The organism is Streptomyces sp. Y7 (assembly GCF_043195415.1).
Lineage (GTDB): Bacteria > Actinomycetota > Actinomycetes > Streptomycetales > Streptomycetaceae > Streptomyces.
Genome location: NZ_JBIDDQ010000040.1, coordinates 43982 through 60311, shown reverse-complemented (window position 1 = coordinate 60311; position 16330 = coordinate 43982). Strand labels below are relative to the sequence as shown.

The following is a 16330-nucleotide window of genomic DNA, read 5'->3' as shown; positions in this document are numbered from 1 at the left end:
GGACGGGCGTGGGTGGGACGGGCGTGGGATGGGCCTGGGGTGCCGGTCGCGCCCGCTCGGTGGGGGGAGTTTCGGTGTGTGCGGGCTGAGCGTGTGCGGGCCCGGAGTTCGTGGGTTCGACGGGTGCGGGCCCGGAGTTCGTGGGTCCGATGGGCGCCGGTTCGATGCGGGGAGCCTCGCTTCGGGCCTCTTCGCTTCGGGCGTCCTTGGTCGGGACCGGCCCGTGTCCCGGCGGTATCGCGTCGTGGATGTCGTCCGGCGGCCGGCGGGGGTCGGGTGGGAACTGGACGCGGGTGGGGTCGATGAGGGCGGGAGTCGGAGAGGACTCGGGCGGTGGACCAGGGTCGGGCGTCGGGGCCGGCGACGGCTCAGAGTGTGAACCGGGCCCGGGCGGCCGTTCGGACGCGGGTACCGGTCCCGAGGCCGTTCCGTGCTCCCGGGCGGCAGTTGCTCCCGGTATGAGCGCGTCCCGAGACGGCGGCGCCAACTGCTGCTCGGCGCTCGGGGCTTGCCCCTCTCCCGTCCCCAACCGCGGCTCCGCGCCCGGCTGCTGCCCTCCGGCGGGCGCGGCCTGATCGACGCCCTGCTCGGGCTCGGGCTCGGGCTCGGGCTCGGGCTCGGGCTCGGGCTCGGGCTGCGAAACCCGCGACCCCGCCCCGGCGTTCTGCCCCTCACGGCCGGTCTCGGCTTCGGGCACCGCTCCCCCGCCCGACACCGCCGCAGAATCGGCACCCTCCGGCACCACCGCGGCCTGTTCTGCCCCTGGTGTCACCACGTCCGGTTCCAGCCCCGGCACCACGGCGGCCGGCTCCACCCCCGCCCCCACCGCCGCGTGCCCCGTCTTCGGCGCCGACGCAGGCTCGTCCACGCTCGGCACCGCCTCAGGCGCATCGCCTTCCGGCACCACCGCCGACCGGTCTCCCGGCACAACCCGAGGCCCATCAACCTCCGGCACCACCGGAGACCCGGCACCGTCCGGCACCACCGCGGACCGGCCTTCCGGTGCCGCCGGAGGCCCGTCCCCTCCGGTCGCCGTCCCCGGCCCGTCCTCCCGGCCGTTCCGCCGGTCCGTCCCTGTCCAGGGCAGTACTCCTCCCAGGACCGGCACCGTCGGGGTGGGGGTCGGGTATGCCACCGGTTGCAGGGCCGTTTCCAGGTCGTCCAGGCCGGGGCGCAGGGTCGGGTCCTTCTCCAGGAGGGCGGCGAGGACGTCCCGCAACGGGCCGGCCGTGGCGGGGAGTTCGGGTTCCTCGTAGAGGACCGCGTGCAGGGTCGCCAGGGTCGTGTCGCGGGAGAAGGGGGAGCGCCCGGCGAGGGCCGCGCTCAGTGTCGCGCCCAGGGACCAGATGTCCGACGGCGGGCCCTGGGGGCGGCCGGAGATGCGCTCGGGTGCCATGTAGTCGGGGGAACCGACCAGCATGCCGACCATGGTGAGGGCCTTCGCGTCCTGGATCGCGGCGATGCCGAAGTCCGTCAGGACCACCCGGCCCCGCCCGCGCCGCACTTCGGTCTCCACCAGCACGTTGCCCGGCTTGATGTCCCGGTGCAGCACACCCCGGTCGTGGACCTGCCGCAGCGCGGCCACCAGGCCCATCCCGATCCGGGCCGCCTCGCCGGGACCCAGCGGGCCCTCCTCGGCCATGATGCGTTCCAGGGAGCGGCCGGCCACCAACTCCATGACGATCCACAGACGTTCGCCCTCGTCGACCACGTCGTAGACCCGTACGACGTTGGGGTGGTCGATCCGTGCCGTCGCCCTGGCCTCGCGCAGGGTGCGTTCACGGCGTGTGCGGGTGTCCTCCGGGTCCAGGCCGTCGATGCGCATTTCCTTGACGGCGACCAGTCGATCGAGGATTTCGTCGACCGCTCGCCACACGCGCCCCATTCCCCCCTGGCCGATACTCTCGACCAATCGATAGCGCCCCGTCACCAGTACACCTGGAACCCCGCCACTCCTCGTATTCCCCGGCAATCCACTGCACCCCCCTCGATGCCGCATCGGACATCCGCCATTGAAACACAATGGTCACACTTCGTGCCGTACCAGCATAGTGCGGAGAAATCTTGTGGTAGCTCTTCAAGTACTGCGAATTCAGGCGCAGGCAAGGGGGACGAACATGAGTTCTCGTCGCACGACGGCCATCGCGGGATCGCTGGTCGCGACATCTTTTTCGGCAGTGATGATCTTTTCCGTCACCGCCGGCGCGGACGACCAGGGACCCGGCAGCAGCAAGGGGGGAAAGGTCATCGACGCGGCGCCGTCGGGGGTGAAGCTCACCACCGAGCTGCCGGAGAAAATCTCGGTGAACAACAGTTCGCAAGAAACCGAGATCACTGCCACGGTGAAGAACGAAGGGACCGAGGACAGCGGAAAGATCCAGCTATTGGTCGTCGGGTTCGACGGCCTCACGGTCAAGAATGTCGAAGGCTGTTCGGCGATCGAGAAAAACAGTCTTCCGGAGGGCTCGAACAGCGGTTTCGCCTGCCCTCTCGACAATCTCCCGGCAGGTGAGTCGAAGTCGTACGCCGTAGCCGCGACGTACGACCTCGGCAAGGAGGGCAAGATCTGTCTCCCCGTCCAGACCGGCGACGGCAAGAAGACGTACTGGCAGCAGGGTCCGGTGCCGTTCGGAACGACGAATCCGTCGCCCGACGCCCCGGCCACGCCGCTGCTGCTCGGCACCGACAACAAGCCGGCGGCGCCCGGCCCCGACGAACTGCCCAAGACCGGCCTCGGTCGTGACGTCCTGCCGCTGGGCGCGGCCGGCGCGGCACTGATCGCGGCGGGCGCGGCCGGGCTGTGGTGGTCGCAGCTGCGACGGCCGAGGCGGCACGCGGACTGAGCCCGCGGGCTCACCGTCCGGCGCGGGGAAGGAAAAAGAGGCTCGCCCGGTCGAAGTCGTCGACCCGGCGAGCCTCTTGCGCTGGAGCTACCGCGTCAGCGGTTGATCAGCTTCCAGGCGGTGGGCAGCGCGCCCATCGCCAGGGCCGCCTTCAGGGCGTCGCCGATCAGGAACGGGGTGAGGCCGGCCGCGATCGCGGCGGACGCCGACATGCCGGTGGCCAGGGCCAGGTAGGGGACGCCGACGGCGTAGATGATCGCCTCGCCCAGCAGCATCGCGCCGGCCGTGCGCAGGGCGGTGCGGTCGGCGCCGCGGCGGGCCAAGGCGCCGACGACGGCCGAGGCGAGGATCATGCCGAGGATGTAGCCGAACGACGGGGCGGCGGCACCGGAGGTGCCGTCCGCGAACCACGGCACGCCCGCGACGCCCGCCAGCGCGTACAGCGCGAGCGCGAGGAAGCCGCGGCCGGCGCCGAGGGCCGTGCCCACCAGCAGCACCGCCAGGGTCTGACCGGTCACCGGCACCGGGGAGCCCGGCACGGGCACGGAGATCTGGGCCGCGAGGCCGGTGAACGCGGCGCCGCCGGCGACGAGCGCGATGTCGCGGACGCGGGAAGCCGGGAGCAGGTCGGCGAGGACCTGACCGGGGCGGGCGGGGGCGGCGGCTGCCGTGCTCATGGGGACTCCGCGAGGGTGAGGGCGGTACGGGACGCTGTGACGCTATCCCAGGGTGTTTCGGTCCCTCACCGTCAGTGGTCGACAAAGGCCGGATCGTGGGGTTAGTCGGCTCCGGACAAAGGGTGGCGGTTACACCGGGTACGGGGTGACCCCGGTCACTGAGGCGGGGACGTACGACTCACAGAACGGGCCTTGGGGCCGACTGTGGGAATGCGCCAAACATGTTGCCGACGTGTGAAGAGCCGTCTCGCCCGTCGGTCGCCGTCTGGGCAGCGGTGGTCCGCTTTGCTAGCTTCGAGCGCATGGTCGCCCAGTCCCGGAACTTCACGTCGCGTCGCCACGTCGACCTGCGACGCGTGGGCGCGGCCGCCTGTCGCCGACCGGGGTGAGTCGGACCGCGGTGACTCCGGCCCGGCTCGCCCGCAGCAGACGGCGCAGTGTCGGACCGGCTCCCGAGGAAGTACCCCATGCCCCGTACCGCGGCACCCACCCTTTCGTCCCCCATCCCCCGTGTCGCCGACCGTGACCGGCGTCGGACCAGCGCCAGTGTGATCCTGCGGTCCGTGCTGGAGCACGGACCGGTCGCGCGCAGCACCATCGCCCGCCTGACCGGGCTGTCACCGGCGTCGGTGACCGACCACTGCGCCCGTCTCACCCGGCTCGGGCTGATCCGCGAGGCTGCCGCGCCCCGGCAGTCGGGCGGGGTCGGGCGGCCGCACGTGCCGGTCGACCTGGACGGCTCGCGGTTCGTGGTGGGCGGGGTGCATGTGGCGGTGCCGCACACCACGGTGGCGCTGCTCGATCTGCGCGGACGGGTCGTCGCCGAGCGCGAGTTGAGGCACACGGGCGACATGGATCCGTACGACGTCCTGGACCGGGCCGCCGACGGGCTGGCCGCGCTGCTGGACGCGGCGCGGGACAGCCGGCCGCTCGGCGTCGGCTTCGCGGCGGGGGGCTGGGTGGACCGGGACTCGGGGGTCGTCGTCGAGCACCCGCTGCTGGGCTGGCGCGAGGTTCCGGTGCGGGAGGTGCTCGGTGCCCGCACCGGGCTGCCGGTGCATGTGGACGGGCACGCGCGGGCGTTGGTGAACGCGGAGCGGCTGTTCGGGCGGGCACGCAGCAGCGGCAGCGTCCTGCACCTGTTCGTCGGCAACGTCGTCGACGCGGCCTTCGCGACCGGCGACGAGGTGCACCACGGCCCTCGCTCCCAGGCCGGCGCCATCGCGCATCTGCCGGTGCCGGGCGGCACGGAGCCCTGCGTGTGCGGTCGCGTCGGCTGCCTCCAGGCCGAGCTGAGCGAGCGGACGTTGTGCCGCCGGGCGCGGGCGGCCGGGGTCATCGAGGGGACGAATCCACGGCATGTCGTGCGCGCCGCACGGGACGGCGATCCGGTGGCCGTGCGGCTGCTGACCGAGCGGGCGCGGATGACCGGGCGGGCGGTGGGGCTGCTGCTCGACGTGCTCAACCCGGAGACCGTCGTCGTCACCGAACTGGGTGTGCTGAGCCGGGACGACTGTCTCGCCGCGCTGCGCGGCGCGGTCGGCAGCGAGCGGGCGGCGGCCGTCGCGCCGACGAGTTTCGCGGATTCCGTGCTCGCGGTGGCCGGCGGTTCGGTGGCTCTGGACGTGTTGTACCGGGATCCGTTGGGCGCGGCACCTGAGGCTATTTAATTCAGAAACTCGGAATGTTGACAAGGGACACCAATGGCCGGGAACCTACTGCTCATGAGCCTGTTCGTGAGCTGTCGCACCCTCTGTTGCTGACACGTCGCCGCGTGTGAAGCGCTCATTTCTTCCTGCCTGAATTCCCTTTCCCGGCCTCTTTCGGACCGGAATTCGGCATGCCTTCTTTCCTTTTGAACTCACGGAGTCCTCCCATGCCTTCTTCCCCCGTGTCCGGCGTCGACCGACGGCTCTTCCTCACCTCCCTGCTCGGCGCGGCGGCCGGCATCGCCGGACTCAGCGGCTGCGCCGACAGCAGTGCGGCCGCCGCGAGCGAGGGCGCCTCCACCGCCCCGCTCGCCAAAAAGGTGCCCACCGGTACCAGCCTGAAGATCTCCTCCTTCCAGAACACTCAGCAACTCCAGTTCAAGCTGGCCAAGTTGGGTGATCCACCCTTCACGGTCAGCAACTGGCTGAACATCGGCGCCGGGCCCGATGTCATCAACGCCTTCCGGGCCAAGTCGCTGGACCTCGCCAACAACGCGGGCATCCCGCCGATCCAGGCGTACTACCAGGGCTTCGACGCGAAGATCGTGGCGATCAACATCACCCGTAAGCCCAACTACCTCTTCGCCACCAAGCCGGGCAGCGACATCCGCTCGGTGGCGGACTTCAAGGGCAGGAAGCTCGCCTTCTCACAGGGCCAGGCGCAGGGTGTCGTCCTGCTGCGCGCGCTGAAGAAGGCCGGGCTGACGTACGACGAGGTGGAACTGGTCCCGCTGACCAGCAACCAGTTCCTCACGGCCCTGCAGTCCGGGCAGGTCGACATCGCCCCGCTCGGCAACAGCCAGGCGCCCGCCTATCTGAAGCAGTACGAGGGCAAGGGCGCCCGCGTCATCACCACCGACGTCGTCGACCTGCTCAACCTGCTGTGGGCACCGGCCTCGGTGCTGAACGACTCCGCGAAGGCCGCCGCGGTCGCCGCGTACATCCCGTACTGGGCCAAGGGCCAGGTGTGGACGTACGAGCACCCGGACGTCTGGAACCGGGAGTTCTACGTCAGGACGCAGAACCTGACCCTGTCCCAGGCCGAGGCGATCACCGAGCTCGCCAACAAGCCGTTGTTCCCGCCGAGCTGGGACGAGGCGATCGAGTGGGAGCAGGAGACCGCGGATCTGCTCGCTGAGGGCGGCTTCGTGAAGAAGTTCGACGTGAGCGGGCTCTTCGACCACCGCTTCGAGGGCATCGCCGCGAAGTCCGTACCGGCCGAGTACCGGAAGTGACCGCCATGACCACGACCACCCTGCACAAGGCAGCCGCCGTCGTCACCGTCGACGAGCGGCCCCGAAAACGCCGCCGCGCTCTCGCGCCGGGCAAACGCCTGCCCGCCGCCCGGCTCGCCGGGCCCCTGCTGGTGCTCGCGCTGTGGGCCGTAGCGTCCGCCGCCGAGGCGCTCGACCCCGCCGCGATCCCCGCGCCCTGGACGGTGGTGGAGACCGGCGTCCACCTGTGGACCGACGGGACGCTGATCACCGACATCGTCACCTCGTTGCAGCGGGCCGCGTCGGGCTTCGCGATCGGTCTGACCGCGGGCGTGGTGCTGGCCCTGGCCTCCGGGCTCACCCGCACCGGGGAGGCGCTGATCGACGGCACGGTGAACCTCAACCGGGCGATCCCGACGCTGGGTCTGATCCCGCTGTTCATCCTCTGGCTGGGCATCGGCGAGACCTTCAAGATCGCGATCATCGCCATCGTCGTCTACATCCCGATCTACCTCAACACGCATGCCGCCCTGTCCGGCATCGACAACCGGTTCGTCGAACTCGCCGAGGTGCAGGGCCTGTCGAAGCTGCGCTTCATCCGGGAGGTCGTCGTCCCCGGCGCGCTGCCCGGGTTCTTCGTGGGACTCCGGCTCGGTGTGACCGGGTCCTGGCTGGGTCTGGTGGTCCTGGAGCAGATCAACGCCACCAGCGGCCTCGGCTACATGATGTTCCAGGCCACGAACTACGGCCAGTCGGACGTCATCCTCGTCGGCCTGGTGGTCTACGGCATCTTCGGCCTCGTCTCGGACAGCACGGTCCGCCTCGTCGAACGGAGGGTGCTGTCATGGCGCCGCACACTGAGCAGCTGACCCGTCCCGCCGTCCGACTCCGGTCGCTGACCCGGTCGTTCGATGAACGCGTCGTGCTCGACGGCATCGACCTGGACATCCCCGCCGGCCAGTTCGTGGCCCTGCTGGGGCACAGCGGCTCCGGCAAGAGCACCCTGCTGCGCGCGGTCGCCGGGCTCGACCACGAGGTCACCGGCAGCGGGCAGCTCACCGCGCCGGACCGGGTGAGCGTCGTCTTCCAGGACTCCCGGCTGCTGCCCTGGCGCCGTGTCCTGGCCAACGTCCTCCTCGGGCTCGACGGCGGGGAGGCGGAGCGCAAGGGCCGCGAGGCCCTCGCCGAGGTCGGGCTGGAAGGCCGCGAGCGTGCCTGGCCGAGCGAGCTGTCCGGCGGCGAGCAGCAGCGCGCGGCGCTGGCCCGCTCGCTCGTCCGCGAACCCGAACTGCTGCTGGCCGACGAGCCGTTCGGGGCGCTGGACGCGCTCACCCGGATCAAGATGCACAACCTGCTGCGGGAGCTGTGGGAACGCCACCGCCCCTCCGTACTGCTCGTCACCCACGACGTCGACGAGGCGATCGTGCTCGCCGACCGGGTGCTCGTGCTCGACCGGGGCCGGATCGGCCTCGACCTGACCATCGACCGGCCGCATCCACGGACCTACCGGGATCCGCTGCTCGGCGAGTACCGCGAACGACTGCTCGCGGCGCTGGGCGTCACAGAGGACCACTGATGACCAGACAGCTCCACCTCAACGCCTTCCTGATGAACACCGGCCACCACGAGGCCTCCTGGCGGCTGCCCGAGAGCGACCCGTACGCGCATGTGGACCTGGCCCACTACGTCCGTCTGGCGCGCACGGCCGAGCACGGCACCTTCGACTCGCTCTTCCTCGCCGACGGCCCGCAGCTGTGGAACAACCTCGCGCAGCGGCCGGCCGGCGCGCTGGAGCCGCTGACGCTGCTCACCGCACTGGCGACGGCGACCGAGCACATCGGCCTGATCGCGACCGCGTCCACCTCCTACAACTCCCCCTACAACCTGGCCCGCAAGTTCGCCTCGCTCGACATCATCAGCGGCGGCCGGGCGGGCTGGAACATCGTCACCACGGCCGGCGCGGAGGCCGCCCGCAACTTCGGCCTCGACGCGGAGCCCGCGCACGCCGAGCGGTACGCCCGGGCCGGCGAGTTCCTGGACGTCGCCCTGAAGCTCTGGGACAGCTGGGAGGACGACGCGATCGTCGCCGACAAGGCGGCCGGGGTGTGGGGCGACGACACCAAGATCCACCCGCCCCGGCACCGGGGGACGTACTTCAGCGTCGAGGGCGCCCTCAACGTCCCGCGCGGCCCGCAGGGCTATCCGCTGCTCGTGCAGGCCGGGTCGAGCGAGGACGGCAGGCTGTTCGCGGCCCGGTACGCGGAGGCGGTGTTCACCGCGCAGCAGACGATCGAGGACGCGCGGGCCTTCTACACCGACCTCAAGGCGCGTACGGCGGCGGCCGGCCGCGACCCCGACCACATCAAGGTGCTGCCCGGCATCGTCCCGGTGCTCGGCTCGACGGAGGCCGAGGCACGGGCGGCCGAGCAGGTGCTGGAGGACCACATCGTGTACACGCACGGGGTGGGCCGGCTGGAGAGCCTGCTGCAACTGGAGCCCGGAACACTGGAGTTGGATGCTCAGCTCCCCGACGACCTGCCCTCCGAGGACGCGGTCGAGGGCGCCAAGAGCCGCTACACGCTCGTGGTGGAGCTGGCCCGGCGTGAGCGGCTGACCGTCCGGCAGCTGATCGGGCGGCTCGGTGGCGGCCGCGGCCACCTCACCTTCGCCGGCACTCCCGAGCAGGTCGCCGACGCCGTCGAGACCTGGTTCACGCGGGGCGCCGCCGACGGCTTCAACATCATGCCGCCGGTGCTCCCCTCCGGCCTCGACGCCTTCGTCGACCACGTCGTCCCGATCCTGCGCGCCCGCGGCCTGCTCCGGGAGGAGTACGGCCCGCGCCGCACGCTGCGCGAGCGCTACGGCCTGCCGCGCCCCGCCAACCAGTACACCGCCCGCGAGAACGCCCTCGTCTGAAAGGACCGCCCATGTCCGGCATCGAAATCCACAAGGTCACCGCGCACATCGGCGCCCGCGTGTCCGGCGTCGACGTCGACCGGCCGCTCGGCTCCGACACGGTCGCCGCGCTGCGCGAGGCCCTCAACGTCCACAAGGCGCTCGTCTTCGACGACGTCAACCTGGACGACGCCACCCAGCAGTCCTTCGTCCGCCACTTCGGCGACGTCACCACCGCCCACCCGACCGTCTCCTCGATCGCCGGGACCCCGAACGTCCTCCCGGTCGACAGCGAGCGTGGCCGCGCCGCCAACCACTGGCACACCGACGTCACGTTCGTCCTCAACCCGCCGCAGGCCACCACCCTGCGCTCGATCACGATCCCGCCGTACGGCGGCGAGACCCTGATCGCCAGTTCGGCGGCGGCCTACCGGCAGCTGCCCGAGCCGCTGCGGAAGCTCGCGGACACCCTGTGGGCGGAGCACACCAACGACTACGACTACGCCGTGGCGGACGAGGAGGTCGACGAGCGGCAGGCCGCCCAGCGCGCCCAGTTCACGTCGATCAAGTACCGCACGGTCCACCCCGTCGTCCGCGTCCATCCGCTGACCGGTGAGCGGGGCCTGTTCATCGGCGGGTTCGCGCAGCGGATCGTGGGTCTGTCGCCGGGCGAGTCCCGCAGGATCCTCGACCTGCTGCAGGCGTACGTCACGCGGCCGGAGAACATCCTGCGGCACCGCTGGTCGGAGAACCAGCTGGTCGTCTTCGACAACCGCATCACCCAGCACTACGCCGTCGACAACTACGACGGACAGCCGCGCCGTCTGCACCGGGTGACCGTCGCCGGTGACGTGCCGGTCGGCATCGAGGGCAAGGCGAGCCACTCGATCGAGGGCGACGCCTCGCACTACACGCCCGTCGCTGCGTGACGCCCATGTCACTCACCGTGCGGTGAGTGTCCGCATAGTGGTCAGCCGCTCCTTCTGAGCGGAGAGGCTGACCACACTGTGGGCGTTTTTTGCCCTCTCACGCATTGGACGAGCCGCGCCCATGCAGGACAGCACCTCCACGGAGACGCCCGCGCGAGCGGACGACGTCTCCCTCTCCCACGGTCTCAAACAGCGTCACCTGTCGATGATCGCCCTCGGTGGTGTCATCGGCGCCGGTCTGTTCGTCGGGTCCGGAGCGGGTATCGCCGCCGCCGGCCCCTCGATCGTCATCGCGTACGTCATCTCCGGCCTCCTCGTGATGCTGGTGATGCGGATGCTCGGCGAGATGTCGGCCGCGTATCCCTCCTCCGGTTCGTTCTCCGCGCACGCCGAGCGGGCCATCGGACCCTGGGCCGGCTTCACGGCCGGCTGGTCGTTCTGGGTACTGCTCTGCACGGCCGTCGGCCTGGAGGGCATCGGTGCCGCGAAGATCGTGACGGGCTGGCTGCCGGGCACGCCGGAGTGGGCCTGGGTGGCCCTGTTCATGGTCGTCTTCTGCGGCGCGAACCTGGCCGCCGTGAAGAACTTCGGCGAGTTCGAGTTCTGGTTCGCCGCGCTGAAGGTCGGCGCGATCGCCCTGTTCCTGGTGCTGGGCGGGCTCGCCATCGCCGGTGTCCTGCCGGGCACGGACGCGCCGGGCACCGCGAACCTCACCGGTGAGGGCGGATTCCTGCCGAACGGCAGCGAGGGACTGATCATCGGCCTGTTGGCCTCGGTGTTCGCCTATGGCGGCATGGAGACGGTCACCATCGCGGCCGCCGAGTCGGAGGACCCGGTCAGCGGTGTCGCGAGCGCGGTCCGCACGGCCATGTGGCGCATCGCCCTGTTCTACATCGGCTCGATGGCGGTCGTGGTCACCCTGGTCCCCTGGGACTCCAAGGAGGTCGTCGAGAAGGGCCCGTACGTCGCCACCCTCGACCACCTGGGCATCCCGGGCGCCGGTCAGCTGATGAACGTGGTGGTCCTGGTCGCCCTGCTCAGCGCCATGAACGCCAACATCTACGGCTCCTCGCGCATCGCGTACTCCCTCGTCCAGCGCGGCCAGGGCCCCGCGGCGCTGGGCCGGGTCTCGGGCGGCGTCCCGCGCGTCGCCGTCCTCGCCTCCTCCGTCTTCGGCTTCGTGTGCGTCGTGCTGTCCTACTGGCGGCCGGACGACGTCTTCCCCTGGCTGCTGAACATGATCGGCGCGGTCATCCTGGTCGTCTGGATCCTCATCGCCGTCTCCCAGCTGCGGCTGCGCCGCCGCCTGGAGCGCGAGACCCCCGAGAAGCTGGTCGTGCGGATGTGGGCCTTCCCGGTGCTGACCTGGGTCGCGATGGCCGGCATGGCGGGGATCTTCGTCCTGATGGCGCGCGAGCCGGACACCCGGGTGCAGCTGTACTCGACGGGCGTCATGACGCTGCTCCTGGCGGCCGTCGGCTACGCCTGGCAGCGCAGGCGCGCCGGCGCCTGACACGCCCCGGACCCCGGCAAAGCCCCCGTGTGATCCACACGGGGGCTTTTTGCTGTTAGCTTGTTGTTGCAAGCTACTTGCAACAAGAGCTCTGAGGGGACCCTTCTTCATGCCCGTCTACACACTCCCGGAACTGCCCTACGACTACTCCGCGCTCGCGCCCGTGATCAGCCCCGAGATCATCGAGCTGCACCACGACAAGCACCACGCGGCCTACGTGAAGGGCGCCAACGACACGTTGGAGCAGCTGGCCGAGGCGCGGGACAAGGAGTCGTGGGGGTCGATCAACGGCCTGGAGAAGAACCTGGCCTTCCATCTGTCCGGGCACATCCTGCACAGCATCTACTGGCAGAACATGACCGGTGACGGCGGCGGCGAGCCGCTCGCCGCGGACGGGGTGGGTGACCTGGCGGACGCCGTCGCCGAGTCCTTCGGGTCCTTCGCGCACTTCAAGGCGCAGCTGTCCAAGGCCGCCGCGACCACGCAGGGTTCGGGCTGGGGTGTGCTGGCCTACGAGCCGCTGAGCGGGCGGCTGATCGTCGAGCAGGTCTACGACCACCAGGGCAACGCCGGCCAGGGCGCCACGCCGATCCTCGTGTTCGACGCCTGGGAGCACGCCTTCTACCTCCAGTACAGGAACCAGAAGGTCGACTTCATCGAGGCCATGTGGCAGGTCGTCAACTGGCACGACGTGGCCCGCCGTTACGAGGCCGCCAAGTCCCGCACGGACGTCCTGCTGCTCGCGCCCTGACGGCAGAGAGCCGTGACAGTCGTCCTGCCTCGTGATCGTCTTCTCACCCTTCACGACCGGCAGGCGGAATGACGGAGGCCCCCGCGAGGACGTGACTCGCGGGGGCCTCCCATGTCTACGGCAGGTCGGGGTCGCAGGGCACGTTCAGGGAGAGCAGGGCGGCGGGGCCGTCGGTGGGGACGCGGAGTTCGCTGATCGCGGCGTTGCGCAGCCGGGGGAACACCCTGCGGTAGTCCCGGGCGGGGATCGACAGCAGTGTGCACAGCACGAGACGCAGGAGGGTGTTGTGGGCGACCACGAGGACGCGCTCCCCGGGGTGGGCGGCGGCAATCCTGCGCAGGGCGGCGGCGCCGCGCCCGGCGGCGGCCGCCGGGTCCTCGGCCCGCGGGAAAGGGTTCGCCACCGGGTCGGCGCGGAACGCCGCCGCCGCGGCCGGGTCCTCGGCCTCGAACTCCGCGAGCGTACGGCCCTCCAGCACACCGAAGTCGCATTCGCGCAGGCCGGGTTCGCGGTGCGGGGTGAGGCCGAGGGCACGGCAGGCCGGGTCGGCGGTGATGACGGCACGGGAGAGGGGCGAGGTCCAGATCGCGTCGACCGGGTGGGCGGCGGCCCAGCAGCCGAGGGCGTCGGCCTGGGCGCGGCCCGTGTCGGTAAGGGACACGTCGCTGATGCCGGCGTAGCGGTTCTCGGCGTGCCACAGGGTCTGTCCGTGCCGGGCCAGCAGCAGCGTCGCATGGGTGCTCGTGCTCATGAGTCCGCAGTATCCCCGTCGAGGCGGGCGTGCGCGTGCGCCGCGACCGGGGGCGGGAGCCAGCCCCGTGCGGTGAGCTCGTCGACGAGGCGGGCGTACGGCTCGGCGAAGCGGGCGGTGCGGTCGGGGCGGGGTTCGACGGTCGCGCCGATGCGGACCATGGCTTCCGCGGCCTGCGCGAGAGAGGGTGCCGCGTTCGTACCGTACGCCGCCAACGCGGCCATTCCCAGGGCGGGTTCCGTCTCCCGCGGCACGCGGGCCGGGCGGCCCAGGACGTCGGCGCGCAGCTGGTTCCAGTACCGGCTGCGGGCGGCGCCGCCCGTGAAGGTGAGGGGGCCGTCGAGGGGGGCGCCCAGGTGGTGCAGGTAGTCCAGGCAGAGCCGTTCGGTGAACGCGACGCCCTGCAGGAGCGCCGCCCACAGGTCGGCGTCCGACTCCGGTTCACCGAGGACCAGCGCGGTGGCCTCGGGCGCGCGGAACGGGAAGCGTTCGCCGGGTGACACCAGCGGGTAGGCGATCGCGCCGGACGGCTCGTACGCGGCGGCCAGCGTGTCCATGGCCGCCGGATCGGCGCCCGAGAACGCCGCCGTGAGCACGCCCGCGCCCACGCTGGAGGCACCGCCCGGCAGCCAACCGCCGTCCGGCGCACGGTGGTTGTAGACCACGCCGGTCGGGTCCCGGACCGGCGTGGTGGAGGCGCCCTTGAGGACCAGCGTGGTGCCGAGCACGGAGTTCCAGGAGCCGGGGCGCAGCGCGGCGGAGGCGATCTGGGCCGCGCAGCCGTCGGTCATCCCGGCGATGACGGGGGTCCCGGCGGGGATGCCGGTGGCATCGGCGGCGGACGCGGTGACCTGGCCGAGGGAGGCGCCGGGGCGTACGACGTCCGGGATCGCCGTGTCGGGCAGGCCGAGGCGGGGCAGCATGGCGGGCCATGCGTCGCGCTCCGGGTCGTAGCCGGTCTTCAGGGCGTGGCTGGAGTCGGCCGGCGGCAGTTCGCCGGTGAGAAGGGAGACGACCAGGTCCGGCTGGTGGGTGATCCGGCCGGGGCCGTACGTCTCGGTCAGCCACAGCGCCTTCGGCAGGGCCCAGGTGTCCTGCACCGCCAGCCCGGCCATCCGCGCCCGTGCCGCGTGCGCGGTGGCCCGTCCGTCGTCGTACATCAGCGCGGGGCTCATCGGCCGCCCCGCCCCGTCCGTCAGCAGCACCGTCCCGGACGTCCCACACACCGCGAGCCCGCCGATCCGCGTGCCTTTGCGGGAACCCAGCGCGGTCCGGGACGCCGTGCACACGCCCTCCCACCACTGTCCCGGATCCTGCTCGTGCCGCACGCCGTCGCGCCAGCCGGCGAGGGGCGCCGAGCCGCTGCCGAGGACCGTGCCGTCCCCGGTGACCAGTAGGACCCGCACGCTCTGGGTGCCCAGGTCGATCCCCAGCCAGGCCTCGTGCTCGTCAGTCATCCGGCCTCCCGCACATCTGGATCCGTTAACTTCTCACTCTGCACCGATATTTTCCCGTGCGCGAGGGATTGACGCCCAACTTCCGCCGTTCCACCCTCTGTTAACGAGTCGACTCGCCGTGTTAACCGCAAGCACCCGGATGGCCGAACCCCACGTGGAGGTCACGGATGGACACGCACGCGCACGACCGCCGACGGTTCCTGGCGCTGAGCGGCGCCCTGGCCGCCACGCCCCTGCTCACCGCCTGCGGTGCCGGGTTCGGCGGCGACGACAGCAAGAGCGACGGTTCGGCGGCCGACGACGTCACCGGCTCCTTCGACTGGAAGCGGGAGAAGGGCACCACCGTCAAGGCACTGCTGAACAAGCACCCGTACACCGACGCACTGATCGCCGACCTGAAGTCGTTCACCGAGCAGACCGGCATCAAGGTCGAGTACGACGTCTTCCCCGAGGACAACTACTTCGACAAGCTCACCGTCGACCTCTCCAGCGGACGCGCCTCGTACGACGTGTTCATGCTGGGCGCGTACATGGTCTGGCAGTACGGCCCACCGGGCTGGCTGGAGGACCTCGGCCCCTGGATGCGCAACTCCTCCGCCACCGGCGCCGAATGGGACCAGGCCGACTTCTTCCCCAACCTCCTCCAGGCCGACCAGTGGTCCCTGAAGGCGGGCGCGCCGCTCGGACAGGGCGGGCAGTACGCGCTGCCGTGGGGCTGGGAGACCAACGTCGTCGCCTACAACACCGACGTGTTCAAGAAGCTGGGCCTGAGGCCCGCCGAGACCTTCGACGAGCTGCGCGACGTCGCCGGCGTCATCAAGCGCAAGGCGCCGGGCGCCGGGTTCGACGGCATGTACGGGATCGCCGTCCGGGGATCCCGCAGCTGGGCGACCATCCACCCGGGCTTCATGACGATGTACGCCCGTAACGGCCTGCGCGACTTCACGGTCGAGGACGGGAAGCTCACACCTGCCATGAACAGCCCGGAGGCCGTCGCGTTCACCGAGGACTGGGCCGGCATGGTCAAGCAGGGCGGGCCGCCGTCCTGGACGTCGTACACCTGGTACCAGTGCTCCAGCGACCTCGGCGCGAAGAAGGCCGGGATGCTGTTCGACGCGGACACGGCCGCCTACTTCCAGGCCGTTCAGGGGGCGAGTCCGGCCTCCGGGAAGATCGCCTTCCATCCCGGTCCCAAGGGCCCGGACGGGTCGCTGGCCACCAACATGTGGATCTGGTCGCTCGGCATGAACGCCAAGAGCAAGAAGAAGAGCGCCAGTTGGCTCTTCCTGCAGTGGGCCACCGGCAAGGAGCACCTGCGCACAAGCGCGATCACGCACAACCACATCGACCCGGTGCGGAAGTCGATCGCCGACGACTCCGCCTACAAGAACAAGATGAAGCACCTCCCGGGCTTCATCGAGACCTTCGAGACGGTCGTCGACCAGACGAAGATCCAGTTCACCCCGCAGGCCCAGTTCTTCGACGCCACCACCAGCTGGGCCGCGGCCCTCCAGGAGATCTACGGCGGCAAGGGCGCCGAGTCGGTGCTCGGCAGGCTGGCGGGCGACCTCGCCGACAAGGTGGGCTAGCG

General features: G+C 71.1%; 14 protein-coding genes. 10 read left to right on the top strand and 4 right to left on the bottom strand.

Annotated features, from left to right (window positions below):
* The coding region (locus ACGFW6_RS43065; RefSeq protein WP_393522648.1) for a protein kinase at positions 1-1885 on the bottom strand (1885 nt) is incomplete at its 3' end.
* A gap of 232 nt (positions 1886-2117) precedes the next feature.
* Between ACGFW6_RS43065 and ACGFW6_RS43060 the strand changes: the two genes are divergently transcribed.
* Positions 2118-2843 (top strand): hypothetical protein, encoded by a 726-nt coding sequence (locus ACGFW6_RS43060; protein ID WP_393522653.1) that lies wholly within the window; start codon positions 2118-2120, stop codon positions 2841-2843.
* A 95-nt stretch (positions 2844-2938) separates the two neighbouring features.
* On the opposite strand, the gene ACGFW6_RS43055 is transcribed toward ACGFW6_RS43060, so the two are convergent.
* A complete protein-coding gene (locus ACGFW6_RS43055) occupies positions 2939-3520 on the bottom strand; it encodes a biotin transporter BioY (protein WP_393522645.1) in 582 nt (193 codons plus the stop codon).
* Positions 3521-3987: 467 nt separating this feature from the next.
* Between ACGFW6_RS43055 and ACGFW6_RS43050 the strand changes: the two genes are divergently transcribed.
* The 8 genes from ACGFW6_RS43050 to ACGFW6_RS43015 all read left to right on the top strand — a co-directional run bounded on the left by ACGFW6_RS43050 (position 3988) and on the right by ACGFW6_RS43015 (position 12531).
* Positions 3988-5190 (top strand): ROK family protein, encoded by a 1203-nt coding sequence (locus ACGFW6_RS43050; protein ID WP_393522643.1) that lies wholly within the window; start codon positions 3988-3990, stop codon positions 5188-5190.
* 206 nt (positions 5191-5396) lie between these two features.
* Complete coding sequence (locus tag ACGFW6_RS43045) at positions 5397-6464, top strand: ABC transporter substrate-binding protein (protein WP_393522640.1); 1068 nt, start codon at positions 5397-5399, stop codon at positions 6462-6464.
* 5 nt (positions 6465-6469) lie between these two features.
* The gene (locus ACGFW6_RS43040; protein ID WP_393522637.1) at positions 6470-7312 is read left to right on the top strand and encodes an ABC transporter permease; all 843 of its coding nucleotides are present in this window, start codon (positions 6470-6472) and stop codon (positions 7310-7312) included.
* Positions 7288-8019 (top strand): ABC transporter ATP-binding protein, encoded by a 732-nt coding sequence (locus tag ACGFW6_RS43035; protein ID WP_393522634.1) that lies wholly within the window; start codon positions 7288-7290, stop codon positions 8017-8019. The genes ACGFW6_RS43040 and ACGFW6_RS43035 overlap by 25 nt, the downstream gene beginning before the upstream one ends.
* Positions 8019-9359 carry an LLM class flavin-dependent oxidoreductase gene (locus ACGFW6_RS43030; RefSeq protein ID WP_393522631.1) on the top strand — a complete coding sequence of 447 codons (1341 nt, stop codon included), beginning with the start codon at positions 8019-8021 and terminating at the stop codon, positions 9357-9359. The genes ACGFW6_RS43035 and ACGFW6_RS43030 overlap by 1 nt, the downstream gene beginning before the upstream one ends.
* An 11-nt stretch (positions 9360-9370) precedes the next feature.
* A complete protein-coding gene (locus ACGFW6_RS43025; RefSeq protein WP_393522629.1) occupies positions 9371-10267 on the top strand; it encodes a TauD/TfdA dioxygenase family protein in 897 nt (298 codons plus the stop codon).
* 121 nt (positions 10268-10388) lie between these two features.
* Complete coding sequence (locus ACGFW6_RS43020) at positions 10389-11780, top strand: amino acid permease (RefSeq protein ID WP_393522626.1); 1392 nt, start codon at positions 10389-10391, stop codon at positions 11778-11780.
* A 109-nt stretch (positions 11781-11889) separates the two neighbouring features.
* Complete coding sequence (locus tag ACGFW6_RS43015) at positions 11890-12531, top strand: superoxide dismutase (RefSeq protein ID WP_393522624.1); 642 nt, start codon at positions 11890-11892, stop codon at positions 12529-12531.
* A 115-nt stretch (positions 12532-12646) separates the two neighbouring features.
* Here ACGFW6_RS43015 and ACGFW6_RS43010 read toward each other — a convergent pair whose 3' ends face one another.
* Positions 12647-13282, bottom strand: coding sequence for a histidine phosphatase family protein (locus ACGFW6_RS43010; RefSeq protein ID WP_393522621.1), 636 nt, complete (start codon positions 13280-13282; stop codon positions 12647-12649).
* Positions 13279-14739, bottom strand: coding sequence for an FGGY-family carbohydrate kinase (locus ACGFW6_RS43005; RefSeq protein ID WP_393522618.1), 1461 nt, complete (start codon positions 14737-14739; stop codon positions 13279-13281). The genes ACGFW6_RS43010 and ACGFW6_RS43005 overlap by 4 nt, the downstream gene beginning before the upstream one ends.
* A 167-nt stretch (positions 14740-14906) precedes the next feature.
* On the opposite strand from ACGFW6_RS43005, the gene ACGFW6_RS43000 reads away from it, so the two are divergent.
* The gene (locus tag ACGFW6_RS43000) at positions 14907-16328 is read left to right on the top strand and encodes an ABC transporter substrate-binding protein (protein WP_393522615.1); all 1422 of its coding nucleotides are present in this window, start codon (positions 14907-14909) and stop codon (positions 16326-16328) included.
* The last annotated feature ends 2 nt before the right edge of the window (positions 16329-16330 follow it).